Origin of the sequence: Salinibacillus kushneri (genome assembly GCF_900111405.1) — a bacterium.
Classification (GTDB): Bacteria; Bacillota; Bacilli; order Bacillales; family Alkalibacillaceae; genus Salinibacillus; species Salinibacillus kushneri.
The window spans coordinates 15,233-30,998 of the sequence record NZ_FOHJ01000012.1 but is presented as its reverse complement, the minus strand read 5'-3'; the positions used below and the strand labels follow the sequence as shown (position 1 = coordinate 30,998).

General features: G+C 37.9%; 28 protein-coding genes. All 28 read left to right on the top strand.

Going from position 1 to position 15,766, the window contains the following annotated elements; all coding sequences use genetic code 11:
• The first annotated feature begins 59 nt into the window (after window positions 1-59).
• The 28 genes from BMX63_RS14735 to BMX63_RS14615 all read left to right on the top strand — a co-directional run bounded on the left by BMX63_RS14735 (window position 60) and on the right by BMX63_RS14615 (window position 15,756).
• Window positions 60-584: a RodZ family helix-turn-helix domain-containing protein gene (locus BMX63_RS14735; protein WP_093137022.1), complete on the top strand. Its 525-nt coding sequence runs from the start codon at window positions 60-62 to the stop codon at window positions 582-584.
• A 4-nt stretch (window positions 585-588) separates the two neighbouring features.
• Window positions 589-885 carry a hypothetical protein gene (locus tag BMX63_RS14730; RefSeq protein ID WP_093137021.1) on the top strand — a complete coding sequence of 99 codons (297 nt, stop codon included), beginning with the start codon at window positions 589-591 and terminating at the stop codon, window positions 883-885.
• Between the two features lie 324 nt (window positions 886-1,209).
• The gene (locus BMX63_RS14720; protein ID WP_093137017.1) at window positions 1,210-1,467 is read left to right on the top strand and encodes a hypothetical protein; all 258 of its coding nucleotides are present in this window, start codon (window positions 1,210-1,212) and stop codon (window positions 1,465-1,467) included.
• Window positions 1,468-1,547: 80 nt separating this feature from the next.
• Entirely contained in the window at window positions 1,548-3,515 is a 1,968-nt protein-coding gene (locus BMX63_RS14715; protein WP_093137016.1) for an AAA family ATPase, read from the top strand.
• Window positions 3,516-3,848: a VVA0879 family protein gene (locus BMX63_RS14710; protein ID WP_093137014.1), complete on the top strand. Its 333-nt coding sequence runs from the start codon at window positions 3,516-3,518 to the stop codon at window positions 3,846-3,848.
• On the top strand, window positions 3,849-4,790 hold the full coding sequence (locus BMX63_RS14705) for a recombinase RecT (protein WP_093137013.1): 942 nt from the start codon (window positions 3,849-3,851) through the stop codon (window positions 4,788-4,790).
• Window positions 4,790-5,485, top strand: a complete 696-nt coding sequence (locus BMX63_RS14700) for an MBL fold metallo-hydrolase (protein WP_093137011.1) — start codon at window positions 4,790-4,792, stop codon at window positions 5,483-5,485. The genes BMX63_RS14705 and BMX63_RS14700 overlap by 1 nt, the downstream gene beginning before the upstream one ends.
• Window positions 5,486-5,500: 15 nt before the next feature.
• Window positions 5,501-6,394 carry a DUF4373 domain-containing protein gene (locus BMX63_RS14695; RefSeq protein ID WP_093137009.1) on the top strand — a complete coding sequence of 298 codons (894 nt, stop codon included), beginning with the start codon at window positions 5,501-5,503 and terminating at the stop codon, window positions 6,392-6,394.
• On the top strand, window positions 6,276-7,241 hold the full coding sequence (locus tag BMX63_RS14690; RefSeq protein WP_245732849.1) for a DnaA ATPase domain-containing protein: 966 nt from the start codon (window positions 6,276-6,278) through the stop codon (window positions 7,239-7,241). The genes BMX63_RS14695 and BMX63_RS14690 overlap by 119 nt, the downstream gene beginning before the upstream one ends.
• A 1-nt stretch (window position 7,242) precedes the next feature.
• Window positions 7,243-7,584, top strand: coding sequence for a hypothetical protein (locus BMX63_RS14685; protein WP_093137005.1), 342 nt, complete (start codon window positions 7,243-7,245; stop codon window positions 7,582-7,584).
• A 174-nt stretch (window positions 7,585-7,758) separates the two neighbouring features.
• Complete coding sequence (locus tag BMX63_RS14675; RefSeq protein WP_093137002.1) at window positions 7,759-7,986, top strand: hypothetical protein; 228 nt, start codon at window positions 7,759-7,761, stop codon at window positions 7,984-7,986.
• Entirely contained in the window at window positions 7,958-8,167 is a 210-nt protein-coding gene (locus BMX63_RS18170) for a hypothetical protein (protein WP_177167339.1), read from the top strand. The genes BMX63_RS14675 and BMX63_RS18170 overlap by 29 nt, the downstream gene beginning before the upstream one ends.
• Before the next feature lie 11 nt (window positions 8,168-8,178).
• Complete coding sequence (locus tag BMX63_RS14670) at window positions 8,179-8,583, top strand: hypothetical protein (protein WP_093137000.1); 405 nt, start codon at window positions 8,179-8,181, stop codon at window positions 8,581-8,583.
• Window positions 8,580-8,870, top strand: a complete 291-nt coding sequence (locus tag BMX63_RS14665; protein ID WP_093136999.1) for a nucleoside triphosphate pyrophosphohydrolase family protein — start codon at window positions 8,580-8,582, stop codon at window positions 8,868-8,870. Before BMX63_RS14670 ends, BMX63_RS14665 begins: the two co-directional genes overlap by 4 nt.
• Entirely contained in the window at window positions 8,870-9,034 is a 165-nt protein-coding gene (locus BMX63_RS18165; protein ID WP_177167338.1) for a hypothetical protein, read from the top strand. Before BMX63_RS14665 ends, BMX63_RS18165 begins: the two co-directional genes overlap by 1 nt.
• On the top strand, window positions 9,021-9,173 hold the full coding sequence (locus tag BMX63_RS18870; RefSeq protein WP_220083839.1) for a DUF6011 domain-containing protein: 153 nt from the start codon (window positions 9,021-9,023) through the stop codon (window positions 9,171-9,173). The genes BMX63_RS18165 and BMX63_RS18870 overlap by 14 nt, the downstream gene beginning before the upstream one ends.
• The gene (locus tag BMX63_RS14660) at window positions 9,173-9,358 is read left to right on the top strand and encodes a hypothetical protein (protein ID WP_093136997.1); all 186 of its coding nucleotides are present in this window, start codon (window positions 9,173-9,175) and stop codon (window positions 9,356-9,358) included. The genes BMX63_RS18870 and BMX63_RS14660 overlap by 1 nt, the downstream gene beginning before the upstream one ends.
• Window positions 9,355-9,783 carry a RusA family crossover junction endodeoxyribonuclease gene (locus BMX63_RS14655; protein ID WP_093136996.1) on the top strand — a complete coding sequence of 143 codons (429 nt, stop codon included), beginning with the start codon at window positions 9,355-9,357 and terminating at the stop codon, window positions 9,781-9,783. Before BMX63_RS14660 ends, BMX63_RS14655 begins: the two co-directional genes overlap by 4 nt.
• A complete protein-coding gene (locus tag BMX63_RS14650) occupies window positions 9,783-10,190 on the top strand; it encodes a hypothetical protein (protein ID WP_093136994.1) in 408 nt (135 codons plus the stop codon). Before BMX63_RS14655 ends, BMX63_RS14650 begins: the two co-directional genes overlap by 1 nt.
• Window positions 10,191-10,220: 30 nt before the next feature.
• On the top strand, window positions 10,221-10,394 hold the full coding sequence (locus BMX63_RS18160; protein ID WP_177167337.1) for a hypothetical protein: 174 nt from the start codon (window positions 10,221-10,223) through the stop codon (window positions 10,392-10,394).
• The gene (locus tag BMX63_RS14645; RefSeq protein ID WP_093136993.1) at window positions 10,384-10,587 is read left to right on the top strand and encodes a hypothetical protein; all 204 of its coding nucleotides are present in this window, start codon (window positions 10,384-10,386) and stop codon (window positions 10,585-10,587) included. The genes BMX63_RS18160 and BMX63_RS14645 overlap by 11 nt, the downstream gene beginning before the upstream one ends.
• A 125-nt stretch (window positions 10,588-10,712) precedes the next feature.
• Window positions 10,713-10,868 carry an XtrA/YqaO family protein gene (locus tag BMX63_RS14640; protein WP_425441497.1) on the top strand — a complete coding sequence of 52 codons (156 nt, stop codon included), beginning with the start codon at window positions 10,713-10,715 and terminating at the stop codon, window positions 10,866-10,868.
• Window positions 10,865-11,581 (top strand): hypothetical protein, encoded by a 717-nt coding sequence (locus tag BMX63_RS14635; RefSeq protein WP_093136990.1) that lies wholly within the window; start codon window positions 10,865-10,867, stop codon window positions 11,579-11,581. The genes BMX63_RS14640 and BMX63_RS14635 overlap by 4 nt, the downstream gene beginning before the upstream one ends.
• A gap of 100 nt (window positions 11,582-11,681) precedes the next feature.
• Window positions 11,682-11,855 carry a hypothetical protein gene (locus tag BMX63_RS18155; RefSeq protein ID WP_177167335.1) on the top strand — a complete coding sequence of 58 codons (174 nt, stop codon included), beginning with the start codon at window positions 11,682-11,684 and terminating at the stop codon, window positions 11,853-11,855.
• Between the two features lie 120 nt (window positions 11,856-11,975).
• A complete protein-coding gene (locus BMX63_RS14630; RefSeq protein ID WP_093136988.1) occupies window positions 11,976-12,437 on the top strand; it encodes a hypothetical protein in 462 nt (153 codons plus the stop codon).
• A 464-nt stretch (window positions 12,438-12,901) separates the two neighbouring features.
• Complete coding sequence (locus tag BMX63_RS14625) at window positions 12,902-13,624, top strand: hypothetical protein (RefSeq protein ID WP_093136987.1); 723 nt, start codon at window positions 12,902-12,904, stop codon at window positions 13,622-13,624.
• A gap of 91 nt (window positions 13,625-13,715) precedes the next feature.
• Complete coding sequence (terS, locus tag BMX63_RS14620) at window positions 13,716-14,483, top strand: phage terminase small subunit (protein ID WP_093136985.1); 768 nt, start codon at window positions 13,716-13,718, stop codon at window positions 14,481-14,483.
• Window positions 14,473-15,756, top strand: a complete 1,284-nt coding sequence (locus BMX63_RS14615; RefSeq protein WP_093136984.1) for a PBSX family phage terminase large subunit — start codon at window positions 14,473-14,475, stop codon at window positions 15,754-15,756. The genes terS and BMX63_RS14615 overlap by 11 nt, the downstream gene beginning before the upstream one ends.
• Window positions 15,757-15,766: the final 10 nt, after the last annotated feature.

Sequence of the window (15,766 nt, the reverse complement as noted above, 5' to 3'; positions counted from 1 at the left end):
CTACTTTTCAATCCTATCAATTTAATTACCTATTAATGGTAGAAGGGAGGTAGAAATAAATGGATAAAGGTAGTCGAGCTGCTAATACTCTTAAGCAATCTCGAAAAAGCGTAAGCAAAACCCAACAGCAACTATCTATGGAAACTTACTTATCCCGTGAAGCTGTTTGTAAGCAGGAAAACGGAGAGTACAAGGTTCAGCCGGAAATGGCACAGCATTTTATTGATCAATATAACCAACCGTGGATAGCCTTGGAAGCAGCAAATGAATATATCGGCTGGGGTGTTACTCGGTTAGATGGACGAGCTGCAGACTTACATAGAAGTTCCGTTAAGGATAAAGCATCAGAAGAATTAGAAGAGGCGTTAAGAGCCATCAAGCGTGTCAAAACATCATTACACCCTGATTACGTTGAGAGTTTTCAAGTTCAAGATATTAAGCAATCTGTTCAAGAAATGATGGATGTTGTGACAGCTGGAGTCAATTGGATTGCAGTTGTATGTGAAGAGTACAAATTAGATTGGTCAAAAGAGTGGGATGAACACCATAGAAAGTTAAGGGCAAAAGATTATGTAAGGAGCTGATGATATGAATTTTGAAGAGCAGTTTTTACCAGAAGATGTTGAGCGGGCAAGGAAAGAACGTGCATGCGGTATCTATTTAATCGAACGTATGAAGTTGGAGTTTGAATATGGAAACTTTGAATCCGTTGAGCATTTTTATCAGGACTTGAGAAAGACGTTAAACACTTTAAATTATATGCGCAATAACAAAGTCATTAGCGATCGTGAAAAGCACCAGGTGATGGTGAAAGGGATTCCGTTAAATCCAATTACTGTTGAACAGTTTTTGAGGATGAAGAACCAGAGGAAGAACCATGAGTAATAAAGCAGTTGACCGTTGGATGTGGTTCTTTTTCATATTGATGTTCATTGTTTGGCAAGTTGTCATTCGTCTAAAAACATAAAAAATCAGCAAGCTAAAAAGCTTACTGATTTTAAAGGAATAAATAGCGCTGATTCAAATTTACCACAACTGAATACAAACGGCAAGGGTTTGACCCCTTGCGTCATGCCTAGAAATGATGAATCACCTCTAAATACCGTCTAGTAAAAATGATTGAGGTCCATCCATTCTCCCTGCCATACATTCCTGGGCATGACGGGTGAGGTCAAGTCACCTAATACATAGTGAAAGGAGGACAAGTCTATGACTCTAGAACAATTGCAAAAACATGCTCAAGCAGCAAAGGAAGCGAATGATTTAGGGATTTCGGCTATGTGGGGTAATGAAGTACTGGTTAAGCCTTATGTATTTTTAGACATCTTACAAACCCACAATTTAGCCCGTTCTGTTAGCCAAATTGATAATAATCAGGTTCAAGTCAAAACAAGCATCAATGGACTTAATTACTTCACAGTTGTTAGGAAAGACATCTATACAAAGATGTTCGAAAAAACGGCATAAAAAAGGCCCACCAATAAGGTGAGCGCCTTTTCTAAAATCATTTGGTTTAATTATACCACAAATTAAGGAGGAATAAACACATGAGCAAGCAATTAAATCTCTTGGAATTGCACCTTACGAATTTCAAGGGTATCAGGAACTTTGATTTAGTCGCTAATGGTGAGGATATCAACGTATATGGCGACAACGAAGCTGGAAAGACCACAATCTTTGATGCGTTTGTATGGCTCTTATTTAACAAGGATAGCCGTAACAAGAAGGATTTTGAAATTAAAACCCTAGTGAACGGAAAGCCACTCAACAAACTTAATCATGAAGTGGAAGCAAAATTCCTGGTTGATGGAGCAGAATTGTCTCTTAAGAAAGTGTACAAGGAAAAGTGGACGAAAAAACGGAGTAATCCGACTCCTGATTTTACAGGACACACTACTGACTATTTCATCGATGGTGTACCAAGCAAAAAGAAGGATTTCACGGACAAGGTTGCATCAATCGTAGACGAGGATATTTTCAAACTGTTAACTAATCCAAGCTACTTTAATGAGCAGCTGCACTGGAAAGACCGTCGCAATCTTTTATTAGAGATTGCTGGAGACGTAACAGATGAAGATGTGATTGCTTCAAATAAGGACTTGGAGGAACTGGCAGACATTCTAAGTGGACGTAGTATTGAGGACCATAGAAAAGTGATTGCTGCTAAACGGAAAGAAATCAACCAGGAACTTGATCGTATTCCAGTTCGCATTGATGAAATTAACCGTAATCTTCCTGATGTGAATGAGCTAAACAAGGAAGATATTAACCGTCAATTAGAGGATATTAACAGTCAAATTGAAGCTAAACAGCAGCGGATAAATGACATTCGCAACGGTAGTGAGGTCAACAATATTCGGAAGCAAATCAGTGATATTGACCTGAAGATTAATAACGTAAAGAACGAACACGAAAATGATGGAAAGCAGGAGCTTTATAAGCTTCAATCTCGACTTCAGGAAGAACAGTCAAACCTTAATATCCTTAAATCCAAGGTTGATAGTCAACAGCAACGAAAAGACATGAATGAGCGCAATATTAAGGACTTGCAAACCCAAATGCAGGACCTTCGTGAACAGTGGAATGAGCAAAATGATAAACAATTTGACCATGAGTCCAGCTGCACTTGCCCAACGTGTAAACAGGAGCTTCCAGAAGAACAGATTGAGGAAGCAAAGGCTAATTTCAATCGAAACAAATCGGAGCTTTTAGAAAAGATTAATCAAAAAGGCCAGGACTTAAAAACAAAGGTTGAGGCTATTCAGCAAGATAATGAATCCATTGAAAAAGAAATCGCAAAACTGAATAGCCAAATCGACGAGAAGAAAAAGTCAATTTCCTCCTTAGAGGCCAAAAAAGATAATCTTGATTCTAATGTCAAACCATTATCTGAAAATGTTACTTACCAACAACTTATGAACGATAGACAAGCTTTAGAACAAAAAATCGAGGAAATTGAAAAGTCAGTTGAAGTATCTGTCCAGCAAGTGCAGGAAGAAATCAGTGCCTTAAAAGAGAAACAGAGTGCTCTACAAATTGATCTAAGCAAGGTTGAGCAATCAGAGCAATCTTTAAAGCGTATTGGAGAGCTTGAGAATCAGGAACAAGAGCTATCGAAAGAATTTGAACAACTAGAGAAAGAGCTCTATCTCACAGAAGAATTCATTCGCACCAAAGTTAATCTCCTGGAAGAGAAAATCAATAACAAGTTCCAGTATGCGAGATTCAATCTGTTCAAAAAATACAACAATGGTGGATTAGAAGAGATTTGCGAGACCACATACAAAGGCGTGCCATACAGTGGCGGTTTAAATAATGCAGCTCAAATCAATGTGGGATTAGATATTATCAATACCCTTTCTAAGCATTATGGGGTGGAGGTACCAATTTTCGTGGACAATGCGGAGAGTGTAACTAAGTTGATTGATATTGATTCCCAGCTTATTAGCTTAGTAGTTTCAGAGAATGATAAGCAGTTGCGAATTGAAAATAATGCAAAAGCAGAGGTGGCCTAATTGGAAAAACTCACTCTAAATGAATGGTTAGAAGAAGGAAGCAAGTTATTCGGTGAAAACAAATTAAAATGGAAATTTAAATGTCCTGCATGTGGTCATTTAGCAAGTATTGAAGATTTTGTCGAACATGACGCTGATCCAAATGACGCTTACCAAAAATGTATCGGTCGTGTAAACGGAAAGGGAACCAAAAACCAAACGGATTTAGGCCATGGGTGTAATTGGGCTGCTTATGGATTATTTGGAACCCTCGATAAAGGTCGCACAGTTATTTCTGAAGACGGAGATGAAGTATCAGTATTTGATTTTGCACTATCTGAGGAGGCGGTTTAATTGAGTAAAAACGAATTAGCGCTAGTTAAGAAAGACACTGTAGATGTTGTTGCAAATAAAGTGAAGCAGTTCCAGGAGAATGGTGAACTCCATTTTCCTGCGAACTACAGCCCAGAAAACGCTATGAAATCAGCGTGGCTTAAATTACAGGAAGTTAAGGATAAGAACGGTAAGCCAGCACTGGAAGCCTGCACGAAAGATAGTATCGCAAATTCTCTGTTAAACATGGTTGTGCAAGGTCTTAACCCAGCTAAAAATCAAGGGTACTTCATTGTGTACGGAAACAAACTAATTTTCCAACGTTCCTATTTTGGGACAATGGCAGTCACTAAGCGAGTTGCTGAGGCTAAAAGTATAAATGCCAATGTGATTTATGAAGGTGATGAGGTCTCTTATGACATGGTGAATGGCCGTATTCAGAATCTGCAGCACAAACAAAAGTTTGGAAACATCAACAAAGACAAAATCGAAGGTGCTTATTGCATTATTGAGCTTAGTGAAGAGGAAGTTTATACAGAGCTCATGACTATGGATGAGATCCGACAGGCATGGCAACAGTCTCAAATGTGGAGGAAGGACCAAAAAAGAGAAAGAGAAGGCTCCACACACGATAACTTCAGGCAAGAAATGGCCAAAAAGACCGTTATTAATCGAGCTTGTAAGAAATTCATTAACTCCAGTGATGATGGAAGCCTATTAATCAATCATTTCAATCAAACAGATGAAGCAGCTGAAGAGGCTAAAGCCCAGCAAGAAATCAATGAAAATGCAAATTCAGAGTACATCGACATTGAGGCTTCTGAAGTAAATGAGCAACAAGAAGAACCAAAACAAGAGGCGGAACCTGAGCCTGAACCAGCACAAGAAGAACAAACATCAGTTGATGAAGTCATGAACGATATGGAAGAAAAAGAAGCTGTAGCAGAAGGGCCGTCTTTCTGATGATTGATATAAAGACATTAGCTTCCAGCTCGAAGGGGAACTGCTACCACATCACAGATGGCCAAACTCCCCTTCTTCTCGAAGCTGGAATTAATTTCAGGGAGATAAGAAAGGCGCTGAAATTCAATACTAGCAGTCTGGCAGGTTGTTTAGTCACGCATGAACACGGAGATCACACAAAAGGAATTAAGGACGTTGTGAAGGCCGGAATCAATGTTTATATGTCTCCAGGTACGAAAGAGGCCTTAAATATTGAACATCACAGAATAAAGCCTGTAGAAGCCAAGAAACAGTTTCAGATAGGTACTGTATTACCTTTTGACGTCGAACATGACGTGAATGAACCATATGGATTTCTGTTGGCCAATCAAGCTGTTGAGAAACTCCTATTTGCTACGGACACATTCTACATCCGTTATAAGTTCAAAGGGCTCACACATTTGCTGCTGGAGTGTAATTACAGCAAGGATATTTTGGACGAAAAAATCCTGGAGGGGTTAGTACCCCAGATGATGAGAAAACGTCTCATACGCTCTCATTTTAGCTTAGAAAACGTGAAAGAATTTTTGAGAGTAAACGATTTAACCAAGGTGGAAGAGATCCATTTGATTCATTTATCGGATAGTAACAGCGATGAGGAACGATTTAAACGTGAAATACAAGAACTTACTGGAAAACTGGTTTACATCGAATGATTGGGGGTGGTTTTAGTGGTTAGGCCAATTAAGGAAGGTTTAGATTATTTTCCATTAGATGTAGATATTGATCAGGACGACAAAATTGTATTAATTGAAGCCACTCACGGACTTGAAGGTTTCGGTGTAGTTATTAAATTGTTAATGAAAATCTATGATAACAGTTACTTCTATCAATGGGGAGAAAAGGAACAGTTACTTTTCTCAAGGAAAGTTAATGTCGACATAAATAAAGTTAATGTAATCCTAAACGATTGCTTAAAGTGGGGATTGTTTTCAACAGACCTATATGAAAAGTACGAAGTCCTTACATCTAAGGGGATTCAGCGTCGTTACCTGGAAGCATCTTCTCGCAGAAAGAAGGTCTTCATTCATGAAAAATATCTACTTTTGAGCCAATCAGAAGTTAATGTATACAAAAACCTAGTTATTGAACGCATTAACCAAGACTCACCACAAGTAAATGATAGCAAAAGTACACAAAGGAAAGTAAAGCAAAGCAAAGGAAAGGAAAGTAAAGCAGTAAAGAACGAAAATACGACTGCCATTGTCGTTATCGATAAATATCTGCAATTAAAAGGACAAATGCACCCAAGCCCTAAAGATCAACAAGCTGCCGAGCTTATTGAAAAAGAGGGTGTACCGCCTGAACAAGCTGAGTCTGCTTTAGTCCAATGCTTTGAGGACTTTGAAGCCAATAAACGCCATCAAAACGAAAAGATTAATAGCCTGAAATATTGCGTTGGTTATATCCTAGATCGCTACTACGAGGATAAGGACGGTGAAAACAATGACAACAGACTTCACGGACGTAGGAACAGCTATGCAAAAGGTCATAGCAAGGGCAAAAGCTATGAGCAAGTCTTACGAGAAGCAGAACTCGGAAAACAGGCCGCGACAGGACGTTGAGTGTCCTGACTGTAATGATACCGGGATGTTGCTGGAAAGGGTTGAAGAAGAGCTTGAAAATGGCAAGGTTATTTACCGAGATTTCGGACGGCCCTGCCACTGTAAAGAAAAAAGGGCATTACAAAATCGATTTAAAAACGCCCTTATCCCTAATGAGTTTCAAAATGCCAGATTCGATAATTATGAGCAACAAAGTGAAGTGCAGAAAGAGATGTTTGAGGCAACAAAAGAATACTTACAGTCCTTTCCTGACATCATTCAAGGGAAGCCAGAAGATAACAGCCTTGGATTTATCGCTGTTTTGGGAGAAACACGAATTCGGAGTCTAGATGCAGAAGCACGTTATCAAGCAAAGGCTGAACACAATAATTTCGGATTGGGAAAAACACATCTGCAAATGGCTGCTGCTAAATGGATAATGAACAAGATAAAAATCCGAGATGAGATTGCACCAGGTCAAAAGTCCAAATATACAAGAGGTTGCCGAGTGCTGTGTGTATCGGATGTATCGTTCATGGACGATCTTATTAACGCCAAAATGATGAACGACGAGGGATTGACGCTCTCCAAATTAACGAACAGCGCCATAAATGTTGATGTATTGGTTTGGGACGACCTAGGGAAAGCCAAATGGTCAGAAGCTAAAGAAAGCCTTTATTACAAAATCATCAATGAGCGGTACCGAAATCAAAGACCCATTATATTTAGCTCCAATGAAGACACAGGAACGTTATCAGAAAAGATTGGCTATGCTGCATCTAGTAGATTGCTAGGAATGTGCGGGGAGCGATTGTACGAGGTTGAAGGTGATGATTATCGATTAAGACAGGGAAAGAAGGTGTTTTAACTTGAAATTAGGCCAAAAAGTTAAGTTTTCTAAATCACTTTCAAAAAATCAAGGATATGGTGTCAATTACCAATATATGACTGAAGAACAAAAGCGTGAATTAGAAGAGTATGGATACATCAAATTGGAACGATTTTTAGAACGTGAACACAAGGAAAAGGAAGGTTTTGTTTGCGGAAAAAGAAACATCGTTACCACTGCCTGGTTAGAGGAAATTGAAAACCCGTATAGCGAATGGGATCTTGTTCAAACAGACGATGTTTTTGAAACAGTCTATGTTATTGCTTGTGATATGCGCGGGTTATATCGAGTTAGAGAAGATGACTTGGAGGTGATTGAATAATGTGCCCACTATGTAAGGGAAGAGGCGTGATGTGGAATGAGATTGTATCTGGATGTACTCAAGTTGTGCAATGCCCGAACTGCGAACCAAAGTCCAGAGAAGAAATTGACCGAGGATTAGCTACATTCACGAAGAGGTTACATAAGGCTATCGCAGAGCAAAGGATGAAAGAGAATGGCAAGTTACATCCCCAAGCTTCAGGCGAATGAGGAAGTCATTTGGTTTAACGATGATTTAGAACAGTGTATGCCAAAGTCAAAGGTTGATGAGGTCAAGAAGTTATGGAATCAGGGCTTACCTGCTGAGTTCATAGCAACAAAGGTAAAAGCAGATGAGTGGGAAGTGCTTTTCTGTGTGATTCATTTATTTAGAAATGGGTACAAGATTAGGCCATTTAAGTAAAGGAGGGGTAGAGTTGGCCAAAACCAGAACCAAAGGTGAATGCTATCGTCCTATCGTCACTGTAGATAAGACTAAAAATGGAAAGCCAACGGTGCTGAAGGTAAGCGGTGAGCGCTACATCATGGACGGGAAAACGAGGTCTATTAGCAAGAAGAATTGGAGTGGCAGGAAGAATTATTAGGAGGGATAAAGATGTCTGAGTGGTTAAGTACAGGAGAAATGATAGATCGTTTGAAAGTTGGGGAAGTTGCGGAAGCAGAGGAAGGCTATACGGTGATAAGAAATAACAATGGGTCAATCACATACTTAAACAAAGAACCAAAATATGGTCAATATTTAGCAATAAATTTAACCACCCATCGCTTGAAATGGCGCATCCTACCAAACTATGTCTCTTTCAGTGACGCAATGAAAGCTGTTGAAGAAGGTAAAAATGCTTATTGCGAATTCCAAGATGAGACAATCAAATTTGAAAGCTATAACAATAAATTGGGTTCAATATGTAAGGATAACGCTTGTACTGCTGGTGGCGGAGCGGAAATAAAACTAGCTTGGATAAATGCCGGAAAATGGACAATCGAGGAGGAAGCTGAATGACTGAAAAACTACCTGTTTACGAAGCAAGTGGTCATCATACAAAAGTGCTTAATGATATCCATAAAGAACGAGTAAGGCAAAATCGGCAGTGGGGAATTCAGAGGCATCCACACGGCTATTGGTACGCCATTCTCGGAGAAGAATTCGGGGAAGTAGGACAAGCTATCCAAAAAGGAAGTGTGGCTCACAAAACAACTGATGCAGATGATCTTTACGAAGAACTGATTCATGTCGCAGCGGTAGCAGCTGCTTTTGCTGAGCAAGTTAAAGAAGAGAGTGATAGTTAGTGTTTTTAGTTATCGAAGTAGACAGAGGTTACTCATTTGGGATTGATTGGCATAAAGAGATTAAAGGTGTGCGTCTGGGATTCATTGCGATTCATGTATTTAACACTAGGTTCGAATACTTTGTGAAGACTATGAAGGAGGAACGAGAGAATGCAATGCGCTAGATGTAACAGAAACCTAAAGGACAAGAAAAGCATTGAACGAGGTTTTGGTCCTGTTTGCTACAAAAAGCACCAAGAGGAAGAAAAGGAATTCCTCAAAAAACAAGTGACATTGGATGAAGCTTTAAAGGAGGCTAACTGATGAACGAAGATATTGAAATGAATTTAGGTAAAGACTATGAAAATTTTGTTTTAGAGTCTGAGAATGAAAGATTGAGAGGGATGGTTGATCAGTACCAGAAGCGGGAGAAGAACCATTTTGTTAATTATGTGCTGTTTGTATTTCTATTTTTCCTACTGGTTATCGGTCTGGGGATGATGATGTGATTGAATTTACCGTATTAGGAGATGCACAAGCTCAGGGCAGACCAAGAGCAGGACGTACCAGGAGCGGAAAAGTTAGAATGTATGATCCTCAATCATCAAGAACATACAAACAATACGTGAAGCTGGTTGCTTCTCAACATGCACCAAAAAAATTAATTCTGGGTCCTGTGAGTGTTTCTATTAAAATTTACAGGCAAATCCCCAAGTGCATGTCAAAAAAGCTGAGAAAGCTCTCTTTGGACGAAATATACAGACCAACAAAGAAGCCGGATTGTTCAAATATAGCCAAAGGCATAGAGGATGCTCTAAACGGTGTAATTTACAAGGATGACAGCCAGATTGTGGAGCTGCAAGTTTCTAAATATTACAGCGAAAAGCCAAGGGTAGAAATCACAATTAAAGAGATGGACCAGGAGGTGTCATGATGGGTGAATCCATAATAGAAGTATCCCCACAAGCAGAGGAATTTCAATTGTGCTTTCCTAACGATTGGAAGAAGGCTACAGGACATAGAGTAAAAGTTAACGACTTCCAATTCAGTGCTGTTCCAGTCACGGATAAAATCATTGTTTCAGAAATTAGTTCAGGAGCAAGGTTTTTTGAAACTCCTATCCCTAAAGAGGTTAAAGACTTTGAATCTACCATGACATTTTTAGAAATATCGATAGGGGCAAGGATTCTTATGATAATTAAAAAATTAGGGGAAGAAGTTATGCAAAAGGAAGTCAGACGTTTAACAGAGTTTGCTGTTAAAGAATGCGGAGAACAACCACCAATCACCAAAGTCGATACAGAATGGCTCAAAGAAGATATAAGTGACACCCTGCATTAAGAAACATATTTAAAAGAAAGGAGAAATCACATGCTTGAGTCCATTCATGGACCAGTTAAGACTTATTATTTAACACCCGAAGAATTGGCAGAACGGCAAAAAGGCAGAGCTGTGAATCTGTTTCATCGCAAGAAAGCGAAGCGTCAGCAAAGGCAAGTGGATTATAGGTGGCCGAAAGCTAGGAGGGGTTTAAGTGAAATGTAATATTAAAGATTGTTATTGGAATCTTTGGCATAAGAATGGTCCATTTAATGACGATCTTTCAAAACAATGCGTCAGCGAAGATTTATCAGCACACTATGATGAAAAAGATGATTTTCAAATGAAGCCAAACACTAAGGAGTGTCCAGGTTATCTATCGTATCTTGAATTTTGTGGTGTTAGTAAGACGGATTAATTTAAATCACACATAAAAAAAGCCAGAAGCGTGGCTCCCGACTTTACTCATCCTAAATCTATTATAACATGGGGGCCTGCTTCGTGCGATTAGAAGATGTTAATGTAGATACAAGTTCAAAGAAAATGGAAATCGATATAGAAGGAAATCAGCCGTTTTGTGTTGTATATTGTAATGGGAAGGCTAAGAAAACGTATTTGCCTGATCATGGAGAGACGAAAGTGATTACTCACCAAGGGAACGTGAAGAGATTGAAGTTTGATGAGGGGGAAGAGTTTTGAAGCTACTGAATGTGTTCAACAATGATATAACCAAAAAGATCATCTCAGTATCAATGTTTATAATGATTTTTATTATAGTTTATTTACTTCCTTTGTTATTGTTAATTATCGTAAAAATGCTTACAAACGTAACGATTTTTGAGCATATGTTCTTGTTAATTTCTGGACTGATACCAATTATTTTTTTAGCGCTTCCAAATTTAATTAGTATTATTGAAAATAAATTATGGAAAAAGGAAAAACTGAAAATCTTTGATTATCAATCTATGTATGAGGAAATATTTAATGTTGATAATAACGGTGAAAAGAAGGACCCATTTAAAAATCTTAAGCAATTGAAGGCGAACATTTTAACTTACTGTAATAATAGCTTGGATGAATTAAGGTTATTAAAGTCATATTTAAATACAATAAAGGAAGATAAACTACCTGAAAAAACATTGACAATTTTTATCACTATTTTTATAGGATTAATGTTATTTACGTTGAGAAGTGATATTGATTTGTTAGGAATTTTTAATATCAGTGATTCTCTTCAAAATGTTAGTAAAGAAGCATTAAAAGGGTATAATGGTTTACTAGTTGTTACAACAACCATTTCTTTAATAGGTATAACAGTACAAGATACTTATAAAGGCAATAGAAAAATAAATCTTTTATTAGAGGTTATTGAAATTTGTTATGAAGAGTTTATAGATGAGAAAAATAAATAGTTCGTTTCGTTCTACCAGCCCACTGGAGGACACTGATTGAGTTAGCTGTTAACGCAGCTGCTTGATTGGTGTCCTTTTTATTTTTATTGGAGGTGTCGATATGTTTTGGATGAGTTTATATATCTTTATTGGAGCTGCAGTAGCTGTTTGGCATGATAGCACGGAATACATCTATGAGGATGACACCGAAGAAACGATTTACATGATTATTTTGCTCTTTATCACAATGTTGTGGCCTATATATCTAATTTGGAAGTTGGTGAGAAAGCTTTGAAATATATCTATCAGTGGACAGTTAGCGAATACCGGAAAGATAGACACAGAGGTCCTGTATCACCTATTAAGAGAAGCAAGTATGCTCAGCAATTATTCAATATCGGGGCGGGGTGGAAAGATGAACAAAAAGCAGATTGAGAATCTAATTTACGAGTACCATTGGCGTAAAAAAGAGTTAGATCGATTAGAAAATATGCTTTGGGGTGGATATAGTAAAGGTCCATCTGCTGGATTAGTCGCTCAATACGGAATAGAAGCTGTGCTTCCAAAGCCAAATACATCTATTAAGAGTCAAGCAGAATTAAAGGATATGGATGCCAGGGAAAAGCGTTTGTATGAACGATGGAAAGCGTATGAGAAGAACGTTACTGCAATCGAAATGATGGAAGATTACTTAGAAGATGAGCAACAAGTTATTATTCTGGATTGCATGATGGAGGGAATGAGTTATAGATCTATAGCAGACCATTTAAGTGTTAATCGAAATAAAATAAGAGAAATGAAAGAGGATATGTTAAGCCAAATATGCCAAAAATGCCACTTCTTGCAGGATTTGTTTTCTGAAAAATCTGTAGTATAAAATGGAAGGCAGGACGGAGAGTTGATGATATTTGCTTACTAGATACCCGGCCATCGGTCCTCCTTCTGCTGCGGCCGGGTGGTTATTGTTAAACATTTATAAACAAATGTATAATTAATATGATAATTATTATGTTATAAAGTCATTTATTTTTGGTCATACTATAAATGAGGAGAGGGACAAGTGTCCCTCAGTAATTTTCTTAGGTTAGTTGACCCATATGTGTATATAAATTAAAAGCAAAACGCATACGGGCCAACTAATCGTCAATTTTAAAAGCGGTGTTACAAGTGTCATATTATACTCCTCCTTCCTTGTGCTAATTTTTAGAGGCCTCATATTTTATTATTGACATTTTAAATAATTTTCATTCTGACAACATCCTAAATATGGATGTTTTTTTATTTTTGAAAGGATTGTGTTTCCTTTTGTCGAAACGGTTCGATAAAGGGAGGAGTTTAAAAATGACACTATTAATTGGTTATAGAGGAGAGTTCTTAACAATTCTAATGTCGGATGATAGGGTAACTTACCATGGTGACAAAGTTCATTTTGAAGATGGTAATAACAAATTAATAGAATTGCCGAATATGGGATGGTCAGTTGCATCAGGACTTACAGATTTTATTGATGCGTATAAACTAAAATTAGCCAAAAGTGATATAAGAAGTGTTGAGGATATTGTTAACTCATTCTCTTCGTCGATAAAAACGGCGATTAGTGAGAAGCCATTTTTAAAAAGTGATATAGATAATAGTGAGATCTTAGCTACTTGGTTTGGCACTGAAAGAGATATAAACACGCTTGCTTTTCATATGGGGTTACTTAATAAACATAAAGTTAATGATAATGGTATGGCAGTCTTACAGAGAAATAACATATATATTGGTTTTCCTTATGGATTTAACCACGATAAAATCGAGGAATATAGAAGAAAATATGCTACTTTCAAAGATGAATTAAACCTGTCTAAAATACTTAATTTTTTATTACAGGCTTTTTATGAAATCTCTTCACAATCAGATTACGCAAATACTCATTGCGACATTGGAATTCATATGTTCGATTCTGACGGTATTTATAAAATAAGGATTTCTGGGGAATCAAAAGATTTATTACGTTCTGATGATATTACAAAACATTATGAAATTGTTGATATTATAAAAGCTGATTCCGATTTACATTAATTTGATCGTATTATCATAAGCACTCAATGCGGTGCTTTTTCTTTTGCTCAAAACCAACACAATAAACAGCTGGAGGTGGGTGATGATGTAGATGGCCGACAAGCATAAGCAAGCTGAAAAGGATTATATCAAAGGCATGAAATATAAGGATATTGCTGAAAAACACGGTGCCTCAATTAATACAGTTAAGTCATGGAAACGTCGTTATGGCTGGACTAGAGAAAAGGGTGCACCCAAACAAAAAAGTGTGCACACAAAAAAAGTAGGTGCTCCAAAAGGAAATAAAAACGCATTAGGAAACTCAGGTGGACCGGGTGGACCTGTCGGAAATAATAAGGCAGAGACACACGGTTTTTTTCGTACCATCTTTCCCGATGATAAAGAGACATTGGAAATTGTAGATGCCATTCAACAGAAGTCACCAGTGGATATGCTGTGGGAAAACATCGTGATTAAATACACTGCCATAGCAAGGGCTCAAAAGATTATGTACGTGGAAGATAAAGATGAATTGATCAAACATCTTAAGAAAAAGAAAGATGGAGATACGTTCACAGAAAAAGAATGGGAGTTTCAATATGCATGGGATCGTTATGCTAGTTTTATGACAGCTCAGGCACGGGCCATGAGTGAACTCAGAGGTTTGATTAAGGACTTTTTGCAATTGTCTGGCCAAGACGATTACAGAAGAGCTCAACTTGAAAAGATGCAGCATGATATGAACGTTAAACAGCGTGAACTTGATCTAAAACAAAAAGAAATAGAACAGCGTAATGCTCCACCAGAGAAACCGGATATTAGCGAATACATCAACGCCATGAAAGGTGAAGTAAAGGACGTGTTCAGCGATGAAGAATAAGCGGAATGCGGTCTTTAAGTGGAAACCTTTCTCAAAGAAACAGAAAAAGTTAATTATGTGGTGGATGAAAGAAAGTCCTTATTACGATTATGACGGCGTAATTGCTCAAGGTTCCATACGTAGTGGTAAAACCGTTGCAATGGTGGACTCATTTGTTATGTGGTCACTGGAAACCTTTGATGGTGAGAACTTCATTATGGCTGGTAAGACTATGGGGGCTTTGAAACGTAACGTCTTAGAACCTATGTTTAAGATATTGAATGCTAAAGGGATTCCTTATAACTACATTCGTTCTGATGATCCACGAGTTGAAATTGGCAACAATACCTATTATTTATTTGGTGGTAACAATGAACAGTCTCAAGATACCGTTCAAGGTTTAACAGCTGCAGGTGCTTTTTTAGATGAAGTTGCCTTAATGCCTGAATCATTTGTTACTCAGGTAGAAGGTCGTTGTTCTGTTGATGGAGCCAAGTATTTTTATAACTGTAACCCTAAAGGCCCTTATCATTGGTTCAAAGAGAATTACATTGATAAAGCGAAAGAAAAGCTACTTTTGGACTTACACTTCAAATTAGATGACAACTTATCTCTTAGTGAGCGAGTAAAAGAACGACTCAAACGAATAAAGACAGGTGTTTTCTATAAGCGAGATATCGAAGGTCTTTGGGTAGTTGCTGAAGGTATTATTTATGAGATGTTCGATCATGACAAGCATGTTGTTAAAAAGAATGACAAACTGCCGGCTATACGGAAGTATTGGGTGGCATGCGACTATGGTACTTCTAACGCAACCACGTTTATTCTTCATGGACTTGGAGCTGATGGAAGACTTTATATTCTTGATGAGTACTACCATTCAGGAGCAAAAGAACGGAAAAAGTCCCCGTCAAAATATGCAAAGGATTTTAAAGAATGGATAAGCAAACACAAAATCATGCCGGAACGTATTTTTATAGATCCATCCGCAGAAGGTTTTATATTAGAGCTTTATGCTGTGCTATCACCTCGTCTAAAAAGTCGTATTCAAGCATCGGATAACGAGGTTAAGCGTGGTATTGAGCTTGTGTCATCCATTATTGATAATGATTTATTACGAGTGCATGAACGCTGCGCGAATGTTCTAAAAGAAATCACAGCATATGCCTGGGATGAGAAAGCAGCAGAACGAGGAGAAGATAAGCCGATTAAAGCGAACGATCATTGTATGGACCCTATTCGTTACACAGCGAACGGTACAAGGATGATTTGGCAAGGAAAAGGAATCGCTTAAAGCAAAGGAT

What these genes read in the sequence shown, in the direction of transcription:
- BMX63_RS14670 (WP_093137000.1), top strand. Translation starts at nt 8,179, where the DNA reads ATGTCTGAGTGGTTAAGTACAGGAGAAATGATAGATCGTTTGAAAGTT.
- BMX63_RS14665 (WP_093136999.1), top strand. Translation starts at nt 8,580, where the DNA reads ATGACTGAAAAACTACCTGTTTACGAAGCAAGTGGTCATCATACAAAA.
- BMX63_RS14615 (WP_093136984.1), top strand. Translation starts at nt 14,473, where the DNA reads ATGAAGAATAAGCGGAATGCGGTCTTTAAGTGGAAACCTTTCTCAAAG.
- BMX63_RS14675 (WP_093137002.1), top strand. Translation starts at nt 7,759, where the DNA reads ATGGCAAGTTACATCCCCAAGCTTCAGGCGAATGAGGAAGTCATTTGG.
- BMX63_RS14630 (WP_093136988.1), top strand. Translation starts at nt 11,976, where the DNA reads ATGAACAAAAAGCAGATTGAGAATCTAATTTACGAGTACCATTGGCGT.
- BMX63_RS14715 (WP_093137016.1), top strand. Translation starts at nt 1,548, where the DNA reads ATGAGCAAGCAATTAAATCTCTTGGAATTGCACCTTACGAATTTCAAG.
- BMX63_RS14690 (WP_245732849.1), top strand. Translation starts at nt 6,276, where the DNA reads ATGACAACAGACTTCACGGACGTAGGAACAGCTATGCAAAAGGTCATA.
- BMX63_RS14640 (WP_425441497.1), top strand. Translation starts at nt 10,713, where the DNA reads ATGGAAATCGATATAGAAGGAAATCAGCCGTTTTGTGTTGTATATTGT.
- BMX63_RS14700 (WP_093137011.1), top strand. Translation starts at nt 4,790, where the DNA reads ATGATTGATATAAAGACATTAGCTTCCAGCTCGAAGGGGAACTGCTAC.
- BMX63_RS18160 (WP_177167337.1), top strand. Translation starts at nt 10,221, where the DNA reads ATGCTTGAGTCCATTCATGGACCAGTTAAGACTTATTATTTAACACCC.
- terS (WP_093136985.1), top strand. Translation starts at nt 13,716, where the DNA reads ATGGCCGACAAGCATAAGCAAGCTGAAAAGGATTATATCAAAGGCATG.
- BMX63_RS14660 (WP_093136997.1), top strand. Translation starts at nt 9,173, where the DNA reads ATGAACGAAGATATTGAAATGAATTTAGGTAAAGACTATGAAAATTTT.
- BMX63_RS14730 (WP_093137021.1), top strand. Translation starts at nt 589, where the DNA reads ATGAATTTTGAAGAGCAGTTTTTACCAGAAGATGTTGAGCGGGCAAGG.
- BMX63_RS18870 (WP_220083839.1), top strand. Translation starts at nt 9,021, where the DNA reads ATGCAATGCGCTAGATGTAACAGAAACCTAAAGGACAAGAAAAGCATT.
- BMX63_RS14650 (WP_093136994.1), top strand. Translation starts at nt 9,783, where the DNA reads ATGGGTGAATCCATAATAGAAGTATCCCCACAAGCAGAGGAATTTCAA.
- BMX63_RS14625 (WP_093136987.1), top strand. Translation starts at nt 12,902, where the DNA reads ATGACACTATTAATTGGTTATAGAGGAGAGTTCTTAACAATTCTAATG.
- BMX63_RS14720 (WP_093137017.1), top strand. Translation starts at nt 1,210, where the DNA reads ATGACTCTAGAACAATTGCAAAAACATGCTCAAGCAGCAAAGGAAGCG.
- BMX63_RS14735 (WP_093137022.1), top strand. Translation starts at nt 60, where the DNA reads ATGGATAAAGGTAGTCGAGCTGCTAATACTCTTAAGCAATCTCGAAAA.
- BMX63_RS18170 (WP_177167339.1), top strand. Translation starts at nt 7,958, where the DNA reads ATGGGTACAAGATTAGGCCATTTAAGTAAAGGAGGGGTAGAGTTGGCC.
- BMX63_RS18155 (WP_177167335.1), top strand. Translation starts at nt 11,682, where the DNA reads ATGTTTTGGATGAGTTTATATATCTTTATTGGAGCTGCAGTAGCTGTT.